5 protein-coding genes are annotated in these 19255 nt (G+C 72.1%); all 5 read left to right on the top strand.

Going from position 1 to position 19255, the window contains the following annotated elements:
• The first annotated feature begins 175 nt into the window (after positions 1 to 175).
• The 5 genes from IE198_RS10635 (at position 176) to IE198_RS10615 (ending at position 18806) form a co-directional block, all read left to right on the top strand.
• Complete coding sequence (locus IE198_RS10635) at positions 176 to 1531, top strand: lysine N(6)-hydroxylase/L-ornithine N(5)-oxygenase family protein (RefSeq protein WP_189885153.1); 1356 nt, start codon at positions 176 to 178, stop codon at positions 1529 to 1531.
• Between the two features lie 129 nt (positions 1532 to 1660).
• The gene (locus IE198_RS10630) at positions 1661 to 2713 is read left to right on the top strand and encodes an iron-siderophore ABC transporter substrate-binding protein (protein WP_189885151.1); all 1053 of its coding nucleotides are present in this window, start codon (positions 1661 to 1663) and stop codon (positions 2711 to 2713) included.
• Positions 2714 to 2866: 153 nt separating this feature from the next.
• Positions 2867 to 3004, top strand: coding sequence for a hypothetical protein (locus tag IE198_RS10625; protein ID WP_229833831.1), 138 nt, complete (start codon positions 2867 to 2869; stop codon positions 3002 to 3004).
• 41 nt (positions 3005 to 3045) lie between these two features.
• Positions 3046 to 18600 (top strand): non-ribosomal peptide synthetase, encoded by a 15555-nt coding sequence (locus IE198_RS10620; protein WP_189885149.1) that lies wholly within the window; start codon positions 3046 to 3048, stop codon positions 18598 to 18600.
• A complete protein-coding gene (locus IE198_RS10615; protein ID WP_189885147.1) occupies positions 18597 to 18806 on the top strand; it encodes an MbtH family protein in 210 nt (69 codons plus the stop codon). Before IE198_RS10620 ends, IE198_RS10615 begins: the two co-directional genes overlap by 4 nt.
• Positions 18807 to 19255: the final 449 nt, after the last annotated feature.

Genomic DNA, 19255 nt, shown 5'->3' with positions numbered 1-19255 from the left:
CATGATTTGCAGGGTGTTTGGCGGCGCGTTCAGTGAATTGTCCGGTTTGCCCACGTCGACAGGTCGGCCGGATCAGGTTAGCTTTACCTAAGTTCCGCTCGGTCGCCGGTTCCGGCGTGCCGATGTCTTGTTCTCGCCTCGCCTCACCGGCGCTGTCCCGCACGATGGGAGTGACATGTCTCAGGTTCTTCCTGGCGACGCCCCTCTGGTCCACGACCTCATAGGTATCGGCTTCGGGCCGTCCAACGTGGCCATGGCGATAGCGCTCAGCGAGCACAACGCCCGGGTGGACAGGCAGGACGCGGTCACCGCGCACTTCTTCGAGCGGCAGCCGAGCTTCGGCTGGCACCGCGGCATGCTCATCGACGACGCGACCATGCAGGTGTCCTTCCTGAAGGACCTGGTGACGCTGCGGAACCCGGCCAGTGAGTACAGCTTCCTGTGCTACCTCCAGAGCAAGGGCCGGCTCATCGACTTCGTCAACCACAAGAACCTCTTCCCGCTGCGGGTCGAGTTCCACGACTACTTCGAGTGGGCCGCCGCGAAGGTCGACGACATGGTGTCCTACGGGCACGAGGTCGTCGCCGTCGAGCCGGTCGTACGGGACGGCGTGGTGGAGTACCTGGAGGTGACGGCCCGCTCCGGCACGGAGGTCGTCGTCCACCGGGCCCGCAATTTGGTCATCGGCACGGGACTGCGGCCGCTCATGCCCGAGGGCGTGGAGCGCAGCGACCGCGTGTGGCACAACTCCGAGTTGCTCGCGAAGGTCGACGGCCTGGAGGGCACCGACCCCCGCCGGTTCATCGTCGTCGGCGCCGGGCAGAGCGCCGCCGAGAACGTGGCCTACCTGCACCGCCGCTTCCCGAAGGCCGAGGTCTGCGCGGTCTTCTCCCGCTACGGCTACAGCCCCGCCGACGACAGCAGCTTCGCCAACCGCATCTTCGATCCCGCCGCGGTCGACGAATACTTCACGGCCCCGGAGGACGTCAAGCGCAAGCTGATGGACTACCACGGCAACACCAACTACTCCGTGGTGGACATCGACCTGATCGACGACCTCTACCGCCAGGCGTACCAGGAGAAGGTCCTCGGCACCGAGCGCCTCCGCTTCATCAACGTGTCCCGGCTGACGGGCGTCGAGGAGACCGGCGACACGGTCCGCGCCAGCGTGAAGTCCCTGGTCACCGGCGAGACATCGACCCTGGACGCCGATGTCGTGGTCTACGCCACCGGCTACAGCCAGGCCGATCCGCTCGGCCTGCTCGGCGAAGTGGCCCAGCACTGCCACCGCGACGACGAGGGGCGTCTCCGCGTCGAGCGCGACTACCGCGTCGCGACCGATCCGAGCCTGCGCTGCGGCATCTACCTCCAGGGTGGCACCGAGCACACCCACGGCATCACGTCGTCGCTGCTGTCCAACACCGCGATGCGTGTCGGCGAGATCCTGGACTCGATCGTCGACGGTGGCCTCAGGGTCGCCGACGACGCGGTGCAGCCGGTCGCCGACGGTATCGGCAGCGCCGCCCGCTGACCCTCCCCGCCCTGAATCCAGGGACCACTGCCTCCTCGGCCAAGCCCCCCACATGCCTGCCCGCCGGTAGCGCCGTCGTACCCGGCGGGTCTGGCACGCGAAAGTGAAACCCCCGTGAAAGGAACCTCCGTGTCCACAGGTACACGCCCCGCGCTGACGCGGCTCGTCAGAAACGTCCCTCGCATCGCCGTCGCCGCCGTCGCCGCCGTCGCCGCGCTCGCTCTGACCGCCTGTGGGGGCGGCACCGAGAAGTCCGAGTCGAAGCCGTCGGGTGAGGCGGGCGCGAACACCAAGGGCACCTCCTTCCCGGTGACCGTCGATCACAAGTACGGCAGCACCACGATCGACAAGGAGCCCAAGAAGGTCGTCACGCTGGGCCTGTCGGACCAGGACGCGGTTCTCGCGCTCGGTATCAAGCCGGTCGGTGCCGTGGACTGGTTCAAGGAGCAGCCGTACGGCAAGTGGCCGTGGGCGAAGGACAAGTGGGGTTCAAAGAAGCCGCAGGTCGTCGGTGAGCGCGACGAGTACAACATCGAGAAGATCGCCGCTCTGAAGCCGGACCTGGTGATCGCCCAGTACTCGGGGATGAAGAAGGAGCAGTACGACACGCTCTCCAAGTTCACCAAGGTCGTCGCCCAGCCCAAGGGCCATGAGGACTACCAGGCGCCGTGGCAGGTCATGACCCGGCAGGTCGGCAAGGCGCTGGGCAAGGCCGAAGAGACCGAGAAGCTGATCGCCGGCATCGACGCCCGCTTCAAGGCCGTCCGCGACAAGCACCCGGAGTGGAAGGGCAAGACCGTCACCGTCGGCGAGCCCTACGAGCCGGGCAAGTTCTCCGCCTTCTCCCCCAACGACCCGAAGGTCGTCTTCCTGACCGAGATGGGCTTCACGACCACTCAGAAGTACCGCGACGCCCTCGGCAAGGAGAACATCGCCGACCTCAGCGTCGAGCGCCTCGACGTGATGGAGGCCGACCGCACCGTGTGGCTCGGCACCCCCGACACGGAGAAGGCCATGAAGGCCGACCCGCTGTACAAGAAGACCAAGGTCCATCAGGAGAAGCGCGACCTGTTCCTTCCGTACGACAGCCCGGACATCGGCGCGGCGCTCTCCTTCAACACCGTCCTGTCGATCCCGTACGCCGTCGACCAGGTTGTGCCGATGCTGGAGGCCATCAAGTAGGGCCCCCGGCCAGGCCGTACCGGCACCGGCCACCACCCAGCAACCGCCCGTCCGGTGGCCGTCCCCACCGGGCGGGCGCGCCTGCACCACGCACCGTCGCCCCACTTCGTACGAAGGCACCCCCGTGCCCCTCGCCGGAGCCCCGCACCCAAGGTGCACACGGAGAAGCGCGACCTCTTCGTGCCGTACCAGGACCCGGACATCGGCGCCGCGTTCTCCTTCCACACCGTGCTGTCGATCCCGTACGCCATCGACGAGATCGTGCCGCTGCTCACGGCCGACGCCGAGTAACACCACCACCGACGCAACACCAGGGAAAGGCCACACGAACGATGTTTGACGCCGAGTCGGACCGGACTTGCATCGCCGGGACACCCGTCACCGGCGGGCAATCCGGAATCTGGCTTGCCCAGCAGATCGAGCCCGACGGCTCGGCCTTCAACGTCTCGTTCGTCCTTGAGCTCAGTGGCGTGGCCGATCTCGGCCGGCTGGCGTCCGCCGTCCGGCAGGCGACCGAGGAAGCCGAGTCGCTGCACGTCCGCGTCGTCGCGGACAACGGTGTGCCGCGCCAGGTGCCCACGCGCTGCCCGGTCGACCTCCCCGTCATCGACGTGGCCGGTGAGACGAATCCGCGCGGGGCCGCGGAGGCGCTGATGGAGGCGGACCGCGACAGGCCCATCGATCTCCTCGACGCCCCCCTCTTCGCACAGAAGCTGTTCGTCCTGGCCGACGACCGCGTCCTCTGGTACCAGCGCTACCACCACATCGTTGTCGACGGCACCGGAATCGCGGAGATCATCCGGCGCGCCGGCGACCTCTACAGCGGCACGGAGCCGACCACCGCCCCCGACTGGTCCCTGTCGCGCCTGGTCGACGCGGACATCGCCTACCGGGAGTCACCGCAGCACGAAGAGGACCGCGCCTACTGGCTCACCCGGATGGCCGACCGCCCCGAGCCGGTGCGGCTCGTCCCCCGCTCGTCGGCCCCGATGTCGCGGCGTCTGCGCCGGACGACGGAGCTCGCACCGGCCCTGGTCGCCAGGCTCCACTCCACCGCGGTGCGAGCCGGGGCAAAGCCCTCACGCCTCCTCGTGGCCGCCGTCGCCGCCTACCTGCACCGTGTGACAGGACGCCAGGACCTCGTCCTCGGACTGCCCGTCACCGCCCGGCGGGACCCGCAGACCCGGCGTACCCCCGGAATGGTCTCCAACGTCCTTCCGCTCCGCGTCCAGGTGCGCCCCGGCATGACCGGCCGCCGACTGCTCGCCATCGTCGAACAGGCCGTCCACGAAACCGTCACGCACAGCCGCTACCGTGCCGAGGACCTGGCCAGGGAGCTCGGACTGACCGACGGCGTGCAAGAACTCGTCGGACCCACGGTCAACATCCTGCCGGGCACCGACGACCTGCGCTTCGGCGACCTGGACGCCGACTTCCTGCCGCGGTGGCTCGGGCCCGTCAGCGACCTGGCGATCACCATGGCGTTCACGTCTGGGGGTCAGGGTCTCCGTATCGACTTCGACGCGGACGCCGACGTCTGTGACCAGCCCACCCTGGAGGAGCACCAGCGGCGCTTCCTCCTGCTGCTGCGCACCCTCGCCGAGGACCTGAACAGCCCGGTGGCCCGCCTGGAGCTCACCACGGGCGCCGAACGGTCGCTGCTCGTCGAAGAACTCGGCGTCTCGCCCCGCGAGGTCGCCGAACTCTCCTGGCCCGCCGCCTTCGAGCAGCAGGTGTGGCGCACCCCGGACGCCGTGGCGCTCGTCTGCGAGGACCGGGAGCTGACGTACGCGGAACTCAACGGCGCCGCGAACCGCCTGGCACGGCTCCTCCTCTCCCGCAAAGTGGGCGCCGAGCACGTCGTCGGTGTCGCGCTGCCCCGCTCCCCGGAGCTTGTCGTCGCCCTGCTCGCCGTGATGAAGGCCGGGGCCGCGTACCTGCCGCTGGACGCCGACCACCCCCAGGACCGCATCGCCTACATGCTGGACGACTCGGGCGCCCGGACGATCGTGACGACGCGCGCGCTGTCGGCCGAACTGCCGGACGCGAGTGGCGTCGAGCGCCTGGTGCTGGACGACGCGGCCCTCGTCACCGAACTGGCCGCGTTCGACGCCGGAGACCCGGAGGTGTCCGTCGCGCTGGAGCAGGCCGCCTACGTCATCTACACCTCGGGCTCCACCGGCCGCCCCAAGGGTGTGGTGGTCTCCCACGACGGCGTCGGCAGCCTCGTCGCCACGGCCACCGACCGCATCGGCATCACCTCCGACAGCCGCGTCGTGCAGTTCGCCTCCGTGGGCTTCGACGTGACGGTCTGGGACCTGATCATGTCGCTGTGCGTCGGCGGCCGGATCATCGTCGTCCCGACCGAGCGCCGTGTCGCCGGCCCCGCCCTCACCGACTACATCGCGCGCCACCGCGCCACCCACATGATCCTGCCGCCGTCGCTCGTCTCGGCGCTGCCGCAGGACTGCGAGCTGCCCGACGGCTCTGTCCTGATCGTGGGCACGGAGGCGGTGCCCAGCGAGCTGATCGCCCGCTGGGCCGGGCGGGTCCGGGTCGTCGTCGCCTACGGCCTCACCGAGGCCACCGTCAACTCCACGCTGTGGATCGCCGACCCCGACCGGCCGGGACCGGCGCCCATCGGTGTGCCGGACCCCAATACCCGCGCATACGTCCTCGACGCGGCCCTGCGCCCGGTGCCTGCGGGCGCCGAGGGAGAGCTGTACGTCGGCGGGCGCGGCCTCGCACGCGGCTACCTGGGCAGGCCGGGGCTGACCGCCGAACGCTTCGTCGCGGACCCGTTCGACGGTGAGGCCGGCGCGCGGATGTACCGCACCGGCGACCGTGTCCGCTGGACCACCGACGGAAACCTGGAGTTCCTCGGCCGCGCCGACGGCCAGATCAAGATCCGCGGCCACCGCATCGAGCCCGGTGAGATCGAGAGCGCCTTCATGGCCTGCCCCGGCATCGCGCAGGCAGCCGTCCTCGTCCGCGAGGACCACCGCGACGTCAAGCGCCTCGTCGCGTATCTCGTGGCCGAACCGGGCCAGGACGCCGACGCGGCGGTGTCGGCGGCGCGGACGAGCATCGCCGAGGCCCTGCCGGACTACATGGTTCCGTCCGCCGTCGTACGCCTTGACGGCCAGCTGCCGCTCACCCCCAACGGGAAGCTGGACAGGCGCGCCCTGCCCGCCCCCCGGTGGACCGCGATGGCCGGCGACGACGCCCCCACCACGCCCGCCGAGACCGCGCTCGCGACGCTGTTCGCCGATGTGCTCGGCCTGCCGTCGGTGGGCGTCCACGACAGCTTCTTCGAGCTCGGCGGCGACAGCATCGTCGCCATCCAGCTCGTCAACCGCGCCCGTGAGGCCGGTCTGAAGGTCACCCCGCGCGATGTGTTCCGCCAGCGCACGGTCGCCGCGCTGGCCCGCCTCGCCGGGGGCGCGGTGCCGCCCGGCTCGACGGCCGGGCCGCAGGAGCTGCCCGCTCCGTTCTCGCTCGTCAGCCTCGGCGAGGCCGAGCGTGCCGAGTGCGCCGCGGCGGTCCCCGGCTTGGTCGACGTCCTGCCCGCCACACCGCTCCAGGAGGGCTTCTACTTCCACGCCTCCGTCGACGAGGGCGGTGCGGACGGCTACGCCGTACAGGACACCGTCGAACTCGCCGGTGACGTCGACGCCGAGGTGCTGCGGGCCGCCGTACAGGGCCTGCTGGACCGCCACCCGCTGCTGCGCGCCGCCTTCCACCAGCTCGCGGACGGCAGGATCGTCCAGCTCATCGGCGAGCGGGCCGAGCTGCCGTGGCGGTACGCCGACCTCGCCGCGCTGGATGCCGAACAACAGGCCGCTGCCGCCGACGACTTGATGGAACAGGAGCAGGCCGTCGGCTTCGACCTCGCGGCGCCGCCGCTCCTGCGGGCCGCGCTGATCCGTTACGGCGCCGATCGGTCGCAGCTCGTGCTGACGCTGCACCACATCGTCGTGGACGGCTGGTCGGTGTCGCTCCTGATGCGGCAGCTGCTGGACGGCTACCGGCCGGGCGCCGAGGCGTCCCGGCCCGAGTCCGACCCGGCGTACCGGGCGTACGCGGGCTGGCTCGCCGCCCGTGACCGGGATGCCGCGCTGGGCGCCTGGAGCGACGCGCTCTCCGGCTTCGACGGTCCCGCACGGCTCCCCGTACGGGCAGCGGGCACCGCCGCGCAGCGCTCCGGCACGGTCACCGTCGAACTGTCCGAGGCCGACACGGCGACGCTCGCCGCGCGGACCCGGCAGCTCGGCCTGACGCTCGGCAGCGTCGTCCAGGGCGGCTTCGGCCTCCTCCTGGGCGATGTCACAGGCTCCCGTGACGTGGTGTTCGGCAGCACCGTCTCCGGCCGCCAGGCCCCCGTCGAGGGCGTGGAGACCCTGGTCGGCCTGCTCATCAACACCCTGCCGGCGCGGCTGCGGTGGCAGCCCGAGCAGTCGCTCGTGGACGTCCTGGCCCGCTTCCAGGACGAGCAGGCGGACCTGCTGGACCACCAGCACGTGGGGCTCGCGGAGATCCAGCGGACGGTGGGACGCGGAGAGCTGTTCGAGGCACTCGTCGTCGTGGAGAACCTTCCCGACGCGGGCGAGCCGGCCGATCCGACGGGACAGGTCCGCGTCACCGGCTCGCACATCAGCGACGCCGTGCACTACCCGCTGGCCCTCACCGTGCTGCCCGGCGTGCGGCTCCGGCTGCGCCTCGACCACGATCCGGCACGCCTCGACACCGCGGCGGCGCGCCGGTTCGCGGACCGCCTGACGGCCGTCCTCGAGCAGATCGTCACCGACCCGCTCCGCCCGGTCGCCCGGCTCGCCACGCTCACCGACGACGAGCGGCGCACCACCCTCGACCGACTGGCCGGAGCGGTACGGGCCCTGCCCGACGACACGGTGCACGCGGCCTTCACGCGGCAGGCCCGCCGCACGCCGGACGCGACCGCGCTGGTCCACGAAGCCGGAAGGACGACGTACGCCGAACTGGACGCCCGGGCCGAAGCACTGGCCCACCGGCTCGTGGCGCACGGCGTGACGCCCGAATCCGTCGTCGCCGTCGCCGTTCCCCGCTCCGCCGAAACCCTGGTCGCCCTGCTCGGCGTGCTCAAGTCGGGCGCGGCCTACCTGCCGGTCGACACCGACTACCCGGCCGACCGGGTGCGGTACATGCTCACCGACTCCGGGGCGCGGACCGTCGTCGTCACCGCCGCGTCCCGGACCCGGCTGCCCGAACTCGACGGCGTGACGCACGTCGTGCTCGACGTGACCGACGAGGAGAGGGCCGCCCGGACTCCGCAGGCGCCCGTCGCCGTGCCGGTCCACCCGGACAGCGCCGCGTACGTGATGTACACCTCCGGCTCCACCGGCCGCCCCAAGGGTGTGGTCGTACCGCACCGGGGCGTCGTCGCCCAACTCGCCTGGACCGCGGACCGCTTCGGGTACGGCCCCGACGAGCGCGTTCTGCACCAGTACTCGACCAGCTTCGACCCGTCCGTACTGGAGATCTTCGCCCCGCTGCTGAGCGGGGGTACCGTCGTGATCGCCCGGCCGGACGGGCACCGGGACCCCGCGTACCTCATCGAGCTGATCCGTCGCGAACGCGTCACCGGCGTCGACCTCGTGCCCTCGATCTACGGCGCCCTGCTTGCCGAGGACGAGGCAGGAGAAGGGGAGTGGTGGGCCACCGTGCGCCGCGCCTTCAGCGGCGGCGAGGCACTGCCCGTGCCGCTGGCCAGGCGCTGGCGTGAGCGCACCGGTGTGCCGCTGTACAACGTGTACGGCCCCACCGAGGCCGTCATCCAGGTCACCAGCTGGGAGGCGGGCAGCGCTCCGGAGGAGAGCGGCACGGTGCCCATCGGGTGCCCGGTGTGGAACACCCGCCTCTACGTCCTCGACCGCCACCTCCGCCCCGTCGCGGAGGGCGAGCCGGGCGAGCTCTACATCGCGGGCGGACAGCTGGCCCGCGGCTATCACGGACGCACCGCGCTGACCGCGGAGCGCTTCGTCGCCGATCCGTTCGGCGGTCCGGGAGAGCGGATGTACCGCACCGGAGACATGGTTCAGTTCAGTGGAGACGGTGTGCTCACCTACCTCGGGCGCACCGACCACCAGGTCAAGATCAGGGGTAACCGGGTGGAGCTCGGGGAAATCGAAGCGCGGCTGCGCGATCTGCCGGCCGTCGGCGACGTCACGGTCGTGGCCCGTGACGACGAGCGGGGAGCCAAGCAGCTGGTGGCCTACCTCGTACCGGCCGCCGGGACCGCCCTTGACGTGGAGACGGTACGGGAGGCGTTGAGCGGCACGGTGCCCGCGCCCATGGTGCCCAGCCACTTCGTGCGGCTGGAGGCGCTGCCCCTCACCCCCGGAGGAAAGGTGGACCACAAGGCACTGCCCGCACCCGAGGTCCGCAGGCGGCACGGCCGAGACACACGCGAAGGCCACGAGCACCAGCTGTGCGCGATCTTCGCCGAGGTACTCGGCATCGAAGCGGTCGACGCGGACGAGGACTTCTTCGTCCTCGGCGGCGACAGCATCCTTTCCATGGCGGTCTCCAGCCGGGCCCGCAAGGCCGGGCTGCCGATCAGCCCGCGGGACGTCTTCGAGCACCGGACCCCCGCCGCGCTGGCCGTCACCGTCACCGGCACACCGGCAGCGGCACCCTCAGTGGCCGCCGACTCCGACGGCGTGGGAGACGTGACGCTCCTGCCGATCGTCCACCAACTCCGCGAGGACGGCGGCACGATCAGCCGCTTCAACCTGTCGATGTTGCTCCAGGCGCCCGCCGGTGCGGACACCGAGAAGCTGGCCCGGGTCCTCCAGTCGGTCCTCGACCACCACGACGGGCTGCGGCTCACCCTCACCCGCATGGACCTCGGCCCCGCCATCCCCGCTCTCTGGTCCGCACGGACCACGGAGCCGGGCTCGGTGGACGCCGCCGCGCTGCTGCGCCGCGTGGACGTGCGGGACCTCGACGACGACGCCTTCCGGGCAGCCGTCGGTGCGCAGTCCCACGCCGCCGCCGACCGCCTCGACCCCGACACCGGCATGATGGTGCAGGCCGTGTGGTTCGACGCCGGTGCCGCAAGGCCCGGACGACTGCTTCTCGTCATGCACCACCTGGTCGTCGACGGCGTGTCCTGGCGCGTCCTCCTCAGCGACCTGGCCGCCGCCTGGGACGCCGTCGTACGGGACGAGCCGCCCGCCCTGGAGCCGGTGCCCACCTCCCTGCGCCGTTTCGCCCGCGAGGTCGCCGAGCAGGCCACCTCGCCGCAGCGACAGGCAGAACTGCCGTACTGGGCCAAGACCCTGGCCCCGGGCGCCGAGCTGGTGCCCGCCGCCACCCGTACCGGCACCTCGGGCGCGGCCCGGGAGTACCTCGTGACCCTGCCCGCCGAGGAGACCAAGGCGCTGCTCACCGCGGTGCCCGCGGCGGCCGGAGCCGACGTCACCGAGGTCCTGCTCGCCGCTCTGCGCACCGCAGTGTCCAGCTGGCGCGGCGGGACCGCCGACGACGCCGACCTGCTGGTCGACCTGGAGCGGCACGGCCGCGACGGCACCGACGCCGACCTGTCGCGCACCGTGGGCTGGTTCACCAGCCTCCACCCCGTGCGCCTGGCTGCCACGGGAGACCCGCTCGACGCGCTCAAGCAGGTCAAGGAGTCCGTGCGGTCCGCCCCCGACAGCGGAGCCGGATACGGCATGCTGCGCTACCTCAACCCGCAGCTCGCTCCCGTGTTCGCCCAACTGTCCACCGCCCAGGTGCTGTTCAACTACTTCGGACGGCTCCCCGCCGAACAGACCCGCGACTGGGCGCCGGCCGTCGAGACCGACGCGCTGCGCGTCGAGCCCGACGCCGACCTCGCCATGCCGTACCCGCTCCAGGTCAACGCCGTCTGCGCGGAGACCCCGCAGGGCCCCGAACTGCGCGCCACCTGGACCTGGCCGGACGGCGGCGCCCTCACCGCCGCCGACGTCGAGGCCCTCGGCCGCGCCTGGGCCGACGCCCTGCGCGAGCTCGTCGCCCGCACCGGCACCCGCGGCGCCGCCCCGTCGCTCACCCCGTCGGACGTCCCCCTGGTCGCCCTCACCCAGGCGGACATCGACCTGGTCGAGAGGGTCAGCCCCGCACCCGTGGCGGACATCTGGCCGCTGTCTCCGCTTCAGGAAGGCATCTACTTCCACGCCAGCTACGACACCTCGGCCCTCGACGTCTACACCGCGCAGGACACCTTCGACTTCGACCACCGGCTCGACGCCGACCGGCTCCGCGCCGCCTGCGCCACCCTGCTGCGCCGCCACCCCAGCCTCTGCGCCGGTATCACCAGTGACGGCCTGCCCGAGCCGGTCCAGTTGGTGTGCCCGGCCGGCGAACTGCCGCTGCCGCTCACCGAGATCGACCTCACCGGACTGACCGAGGCCGAGCGGCAGCACCGGCTGGCGGAGATATCCGACACCGACCGGCGCCGGCGGTTCAACCTGGCCGCGCCCCCGCTGTTCCGGCTCACTCTGATCCGGCTCACCGACACCACCGACCGGCTCATGCTCAGCCACCACCTGGTCGCCTGGGACGGCTGGTCGCAGTCCCTCTTCCTGGACGAACTGCTGGAGCTGTACGCGGCGGCGGGCGACGACAGCGCCCTGGCCGCTCCGGGTAGCTACCGGGACTACCTGAGCTGGCTCGCCGGCCAGGACTTCGACGCGGCCCGCGAGACCTGGCGACGCGCCCTGGGCGGACTGGACGAGCCGACCCTCGTCGCCCGCGAACGCGGTGACGAACCGACCATCCCGCGTCGCCGCACCCTCAGCCTCGGCCGCACACTGAGCGAGCGGCTCCGCTCGTCGGCCCGCGAGCACGGGCTGACCATCAACGCGGTGCTCTCGGCCGCGTGGGCGCTGGTCCTGTCCTCCACGGTCGGCCGCGACGACGTGGTGTTCGGCGCCACCGTCGCCGGGCGCCCGGCGGACGTGCAGGACGTCGACACGACCATCGGCATGTTCCTCAACACCGTGCCCCAGCGGATCACCCTCGACCCCGCCGAGCAGGTCGGCGACCTGCTGCGCCGCATCCAGGCGGAGCGGGTCACCGTGATGGACCACGACTACCTGGGTCTTGCCGAACTCCAGCGCGCGGGCGGCCACGCCACCCTGTTCGACACGCTGTACGTCCTGCAGAACTTCGCCGACGAGGGCGCGTTCAAGCGGTTGACCGACCGGCACGGCATCATCGGCGTGGGCAGCGTGGACGCCACCCACTACCCGATGACGCTCATCGTCAACCCGGCCGAAACCGTGCAGGCCAAGCTGGAGTACCGCCCCGACCTCGTCGACGACGAGCGGGCCGCGGCCACCCTGGACCGCTTCGGCGCCGTCGTGGAGCGGCTCATCGGCGACCTGACCACGCCGGTCGGCGCCCTGGACCTGCTGCTGCCCGGCGAGCGGGACGGCCTGACGGCCGACTGGGCCGGCAGCCGCGAGCCCCTCCCCGACGAGACCATCGCCGACATGCTGACCGCCCAGGTCGCCCGTACCCCGGACGCGGTGGCGCTGGTCTTCGGCGAACGCGCCCTCACGTACGCCGAACTGGACGCGCACATCAACCGGATCGCCCGGCTGCTGCTCGCCCGTGGCGCCGGCCCCGAGAAGGTTGTCGCACTGGCGCTGCCCCGCTCCATCGACATGGTGGCCGCACTGTTCGCGGTCCTGCGCACCGGCGCGGCCTACCTGCCGCTCGACCTCGACCACCCAGCCGACCGGCTGCGGCTCATGGTCGAGGACACCGGCCCCCTGTGCCTGGTGTCCACGACGGCCGTCGCCCCGACCCTGCGTGGCGACACCGGGCCCGTCGCGCCCGAACTCCTCCTCGACGACGAGGCGGTGGCAGCCGAGCTGGCAGCCCTGCCGGGCGGCGACATCGCGGACGCCGAACGGCCCGCCTTCGCCCACGGCGTGCCGGACCGGCTGGAGCACCCGGCCTACGTCATCTACACCTCCGGCTCGACCGGCCGCCCGAAGGGCGTCGTCACCCCATACCGGGGCCTGACGAACATGCAGCTCAACCACCAGAAGGAGATCTTCGACCCGGCCATCGCCTCGGCCGGCGGACGGCGCCTGCGCATCGCGCACACCGTGTCCTTCGCCTTCGACATGTCCTGGGAGGAGCTGCTCTGGCTCGTCGAGGGCCACGAGGTGCACGTCTGCGACGAGGACCTGCGCCGCGACGCCGAGGCCCTGGTCGCCTACTGCGACCGCCACCGCGTCGACGTCGTCAACGTGACGCCCACCTACGCCCAACTGCTCATCGAGGAGGGCCTGCTCGACCAGGACGACGACCCCGTCGTCGGCAAGCACCGGCCCGCGCTGGTCCTGCTCGGAGGCGAGGCCGTGTCCGACACGGTGTGGACCCGGCTGAGCCGCACGGAGGGCACCTACGGCTACAACCTGTACGGCCCGACCGAGTACACGATCAACACCCTCGGCGGATCCACGACGGACAGCGCCACCCCCACGGTCGGCATGCCCATCCGCAACACCCGCGCCTACGTGCTCGACACGATGCTGCGGCCCGTTCCGCCGGGCAGCCCCGGCGAGCTGTACATCGCCGGCACCGGCCTGGCCCGCGGCTACCACGACCGGCCCGGCCTGACCGCCGAACGGTTCGTGGCCGACCCGTTCGGCGGGCCCGGCGAGCGGATGTACCGCACCGGCGACCTCGTACGGCAGCGCCCTGACGGTCTGCTGGACTTCCTCGGCCGCACCGACGACCAGGTCAAGATCCGCGGCTACCGCATCGAACTGGGCGAGATCTCCACCGCCCTGTCCGCGCACCCGGACGTCGCCCACGCCGCCGTCGTCGTCAACGAGACCGCCGGTACGAAGCGCCTGGTCGGCTACGTCGTGCCCGAGGCCGGCACGGAGACCGGCGATGCCCTCGTACAGCGCCTGCGAGACCACCTCAAGGCCGGCCTGCCCGACTACATGGTCCCGGCGGCCCTGATGACCGTGGAGACGCTCCCGCTGACGGTCAACGGCAAGCTGGACGTACGGGCCCTGCCCACCCCCGACTTCGGCGGCACCGGGCCGAGCCGCGCCCCGCGCACCCCGCGCGAGGAGACGCTGTGCGCCCTCTACGCCGAGGTGCTGGGCCTGCCCGAGGGCAGCGTCGGCATCGACAGCGACTTCTTCGAGCTGGGCGGCCACTCCCTGCTGGCCACCCGCCTCGTGAGCCGCGCCCGCACCGCCCTCGACGCCGAACTCGCCATCCGCGACCTGTTCGAGGCCCCCACCGTCGCCGAACTCGTCGAGCGGGCCATCGCCGGCAACGGCCCCGCCCGCCCGGCGCTGACCGTCGGCGACCGGCCCGACGAGATGCCCCTGTCCCACGCCCAGCAGCGGCTGTGGGTCGTCCAGCAGATCGAGTGCACGTCGGCCGCGTACAACTTCCCGCTCGTGATGCGGCTGCGCGGCGCCCTCGACCGCGACGCGTGGGCCGCCGCCCTCGCGGACGTGACCGCCCGGCACGAGGCGCTGCGCACGGTCTTCGCCGAGCGCGACGGCCAGGCGTTCCAGCGCGTGCTGCCCGCCGAAGAGGCCTGGCCCGTGGTGGAGCACCTGCGGGCGTCGGATGACGAGGTGCCCGGCCTCGTGGACGCGGCCATCAACCGCCCCTTCGCCCTGGCCGCCGAGTTGCCGCTGCGGGCGACCGTCATCGAGGTGACGCCGGAGGACCACGTCGTCGTCCTCCTCCTGCACCACATCACCACCGACGAGTGGTCGGACCGCCCGTTCCTGCGGGACCTGGCCACCGCCTACGAGGCACGCCTGACCACCGGCGAGGCGCCCGGCTGGGAGCCGCTGCCCGTCCAGTACGCCGACTACGCCCTGTGGCAGCAGCGCCTGCTCGGCGACCCCGCCGACCCGGACAGCCTCGCCGCCCGGCAGCTGGAGTACTGGTGTACGACGCTGGAAGGCGCTCCCGAGGAGCTGGAGCTGCCCACGGACCGGCCGCGGCCCGCGCGCCCGGCGTTCTCCGGCGCCGAGCTGGACATCGACTTCGACCCCGAGGTCCACGAGGGGCTTCGGCGGCTCGCCCGGGACACCGGTGCCAGCATGTTCATGGTGGTGCATGCCGCCGTCGCCGCCCTGCTGCACCGCATGGGCGCCGGCACGGACATCCCCCTCGGATCGCCCATCGCCGGGCGCGGCGACGAGGCGCTGGACGACCTCGTCGGCTTCTTCGTCAACACCCTCGTGCTCCGCACCGACCTGAGCGCCGACCCCGGCTTCACCGAACTGCTGGGCCGCGTCCGCGAGACCGACCTGGCCGCGTTCTCCCACGCGGATGTGCCGTTCGAGTCCGTCGTGGAGAAGCTCAACCCCACCCGGTCCCTCTCCCGCAACCCGCTGTTCCAGGTGATGGTGGGCTACCACGCCCGCACCGGCGACGAGCTGGAGCTGCCCGGACTGGGCGTCGAGTACGTGCCGTTCCGGATCAGCTCCGCCAAGTTCGACCTGGTCTTCAGCTTCACCGAGCACACCTCCACCGACGGCGACGCCGACTCCCTGGGCTGCCGCCTGGAGTTCGCCACCGAGCTCTTCGACCAGGAGACGGCCGAGCGCATCGGCGACCGCCTCCGCGCCCTGGTCGCCGCGGTCGTCGCCGCCCCGGAAGCACCGCTGTCGCAGGCCGAGATCCTGTCCGGTGAGGAACGGGGGCTGGTGCTGGACGGCTTCAACGGCGCGCCGCGCACGGTCGAAGAGGCCACCCTGCCGGCGCTGTTCGCCCGGCAGGTCACCGAACGGCCCGACGCGGTCGCCGTCGTCGAGCGCTCCCGCTCCCTGACGTACGCCCAGCTCGACGCCCGTGCCAACCGCATCGCCCGGCTCCTCGCCGCGCACGGCGTCGGCGCCGAGAGCGTGGTCGGCGTGGCGGTGCCCCGCTCGGTCGACATGGTCGCCACCGTCGTCGCCGCGCAGAAGCTGGGCGCCGCGTTCCTCCCGCTGGACCTCGTGCACCCGGCGGACCGCCTCACGTACATGATCGAGGACTCCGGCGCCGCCCTGGTGGTCGGCACCGAGCCCGTCGCCGGGAAGATCCCCGACGTGCCGGGCGTGCCGGTCGTGCTGCTCGACGGGCCCGAGACCGCCGGTGAACTGGACCGGTTCCCCGGCGGCCCGGTGGACGCCCGTCCACTCGCCCTCGACCAGGCGTCGTACGTGATCTACACCTCCGGTTCGACCGGCCGCCCCAAGGGCGTCGTCGTCCCGCACGAGGGCATCGCCAGCCTCGTAGCGACCGCCGTCGACCGCATGGGCCTGGAACGCGACAGCCGCGTGCTGCAGTTCGCGTCGATCGGCTTCGACGTCTTCGTCTTCGAACTGGCGATGGCGCTGTGCCACGGCGGAAGGCTCGTCCTCATCACCGACGAGGCCCGCGTGGCCGGTCCGGCGCTCACCGACTTCCTCGCCGACCAGCGGATCACCCACATGATCCTGCCGCCGTCCCTGGTGTCCGCCCTGCCGCCCGGCTGCGAACTGCCCGAGGGGTCGACCGTCCTGGTCGGCACGGAGACGGTGCCGCCGGACCTGTTCGAGCGGTTCGGTGCCACGGCGAACCTGATCTGCGCCTACGGGCTCACCGAGGCGACGGTCAACTCCACGCTGTGGCCGGCGCGGGAGTACGGCGGCCGCCCCGGCGGCCGGGTCCCCATCGGCCGCCCCGACCCCAACACCCGCTGCTACGTGCTCGACGAGCACCTGCGTCCCGTCCCGCCGGGCGTCGTGGGAGAGCTGTACGTCGCCGGGCGCGGCCTCGCCCGCGGCTACCTCGGCAAGGCGGCGCTCACCTGCGAACGGTTCGTCGCCGATCCGTTCGGGGCCCCGGGTAGCCGTATGTACCGCACGGGCGACCGCGCACGCTGGCGCGCGGACGGCAACATCGACTTCCTCGGCCGGGTCGACACCCAGGTGAAGATCCGCGGCTTCCGCATCGAGCTGGGCGAGATCGAGGCGGCCCTCGCCGGACACCCGTCGGTCGCGCAGGCCGCCGTGGTGCCCGACCGCGACGGGGACATCGTCCGCCTGGTCGGCTACGCGGTCCGCGAGGCCGGGGACGGCATGCGACCGGAGCTGGACGCGCAGGAGCTCCGTGGCCATGTCGCCGGGCTGCTGCCCGAGTACATGGTCCCGTCCCTCGTCGTGCCGCTGGACGGCCCGCTGCCGCTGACGCCCAACGGCAAGCTGGACCGCAAGGCGCTGCCCGCCCCCGACTGGTCCGCTATGACCGGTGACGCACACCCCGCCACAAAGACGCAGGCCAGGCTCGCTGAGCTGTTCTGCGAGATCCTCAAGCTGGACAACGTCGGTATCCACGACAACTTCTTCGCGCTCGGCGGCCACTCCATGGCCTCGATGCGGCTCCTGGGCCGTGTCCGCGCCGAACTCGGCGTCGAACTGAGCATCCGTGACGTCTTCGACGCGCTCACGGTCGCCGGGATCGCCGCCAAGCTCGAAGGTGCAGTGGCCGCCCGTCCCGCGCTGCGTCCCGCCGAGGAGCGCGAGGAGCCACTGGCCGTCGCGCCTGTACAGCGCTGGCAGTGGGAGTCGTACCGCCGCAGCCCCGGCTTCGACCACGCGCTGGTGCTGCGCTCCCCGGGCGGCCTCGACGGGGACACCGTCGCTGCGGCGCTCGCCGACGTGGTGGCGCGGCACGAACCGCTGCGCACCGCGTTCACCGAGCGGGACGGCGCCGTGTTCCAGGAGCCGGTACCGGCCCCCGCGCTCACCGTGGAGCGGTGCGCCGACCTCGACGCGCGCCTGGTGGAGGTCGCCGCCCGGGCACCTCGCCCCGACCGGGAGGCGCCGCTGCGGGCCCACCTGCTCACGGACGGGGACGGCGGCCAGGCGCTCCTGCTGACCATGCACTATCTGGCGGTGGACGAATGGTCCGTGGTGCCCCTGTTCCGCGACCTCACCGCTGCCTACGCGGCCCGCGCCGAGGGCCGTGCACCGGAGTGGGAGCCGCTGCCGGTCACCTACGCGGACTACACGCGGTGGGCGCATGAGGTCCTGGGCGACCTGTCCGACCCGGACAGCCGGGGCGCACAGCAACTCGCCTACTGGCGGCAGACGCTGAGGGACGTCCCGGCACGCCTCGCTTTGCCGGCCGACGCGCCCCGTGACGCCGCGACCCCGACCGCGTCGGGCGGACGCCCCGGTGACTACGTGGGCTTCGTCCTGGACGAAGAGCTCCACGCGGCTGTGGACCGGCTCGCCCGCACCACCGGCACCAGCATGTTCATGGTGCTCCACTCGGCGCTCGCCGCGCTGCTCACCGCCCACGGCTCGGGCACCGACCTGCCCATCGGTACGATGGTCGCCGGCCGGACCGACGACCAGCTCGCCGACCTGGTCGGCTGCTTCCTCAACACGGTCGTGCTCCGGACCGACACCGGGGGCGACCCGACGTTCGCGGAGTTGCTGGCCCGGGTCCGGGAGACCACACTCGGCGCCCTGGACCGACAGGACGTCCCGTTCGACGAGGTGGTCAGGGCCACGGGGCTGCCGGCTAAGGGCCCGCAGGTCATGGTGATCCACCACGAGCAGGCCGACCTCGAACAACTGGAGGGCGGCATCGGCTCCTTCGACGCCGTCCCCACGGGCACGGCGCGTGCGGAGCTGATCCTCAGCTTCTACGAGCCGCGCGGCGAGGGTGCCGTGCACTGCGAGCTGATCCACGCCACCGACCTGCTCGGCACCGACAAGGCACGGCGTCTGGCCGACGAGCTCCAGAACCTGCTGCGGACCGTGGCAGCCGACCCCGAACAGCCACTGTCGGAGCTGTTCACCGTAAAGTCCCTGAGGAGTGACAACGCATGAGCACCAACCCGTTCGAGGACCCGCAGGGCCGCTTCCTGGTCCTCGTCAACGACGAGAACCAGCACTCGCTGTGGCCCTCCTTCGCCGAGGTCCCCGCCGGGTGGCGGGCCGTCTTCGGCGAGGACACCCGTGAGGCGTGCGTCGCGTACGTCGAGGAGCACTGGACGGACCTGCGCCCGGCGAGCCTGATCGCGCGGCAGGGCTGACGCCTGCGCCACGAGGCCGCCGCCTTTGGAGCCTGACGCTTCGGGAGGCGGCGGCCTTTCGGCGTGCCCGGCAGGGTGTCGCGGAGGGCCGCCGCTGGAGCGATCCGGGGCAGGGGCGCGAACTGCGCCACCCGGCACCGGCGCCAGTCGGGCCGGCGAGACGGCCGGACGCCCCCGCTCCGGGAACAGTGGGGAGAAGCCGGCAGCGTCGAAGACCGGTTCCAGTACCTCCCGCAACCGCATCGCCCAACAGGCCTTCGGGAACACGACACGCGCCACTCGCGCGTTTTCCTCCGGGATCTTTGCCGATTCCGCCCCGTGCAACGACATGGCCAACCCCTGAAACACGACGACGGCCTGCACAACCCAGTTGGGTCGTACAGGCCGTCGTCACTCGGGCCCCGGATTCACAAACGGCGTCCGTGGGGGTCCGGGCCCCTTGCGGTACG

Origin of the sequence: Streptomyces xantholiticus, assembly GCF_014651015.1 — a bacterium.
Taxonomy (GTDB): Bacteria; Actinomycetota; Actinomycetes; order Streptomycetales; family Streptomycetaceae; genus Streptomyces; species Streptomyces xantholiticus.
The sequence above is the reverse complement of the archived record's forward strand: the minus strand, read 5'-3'. Positions and strand labels throughout refer to the sequence as shown.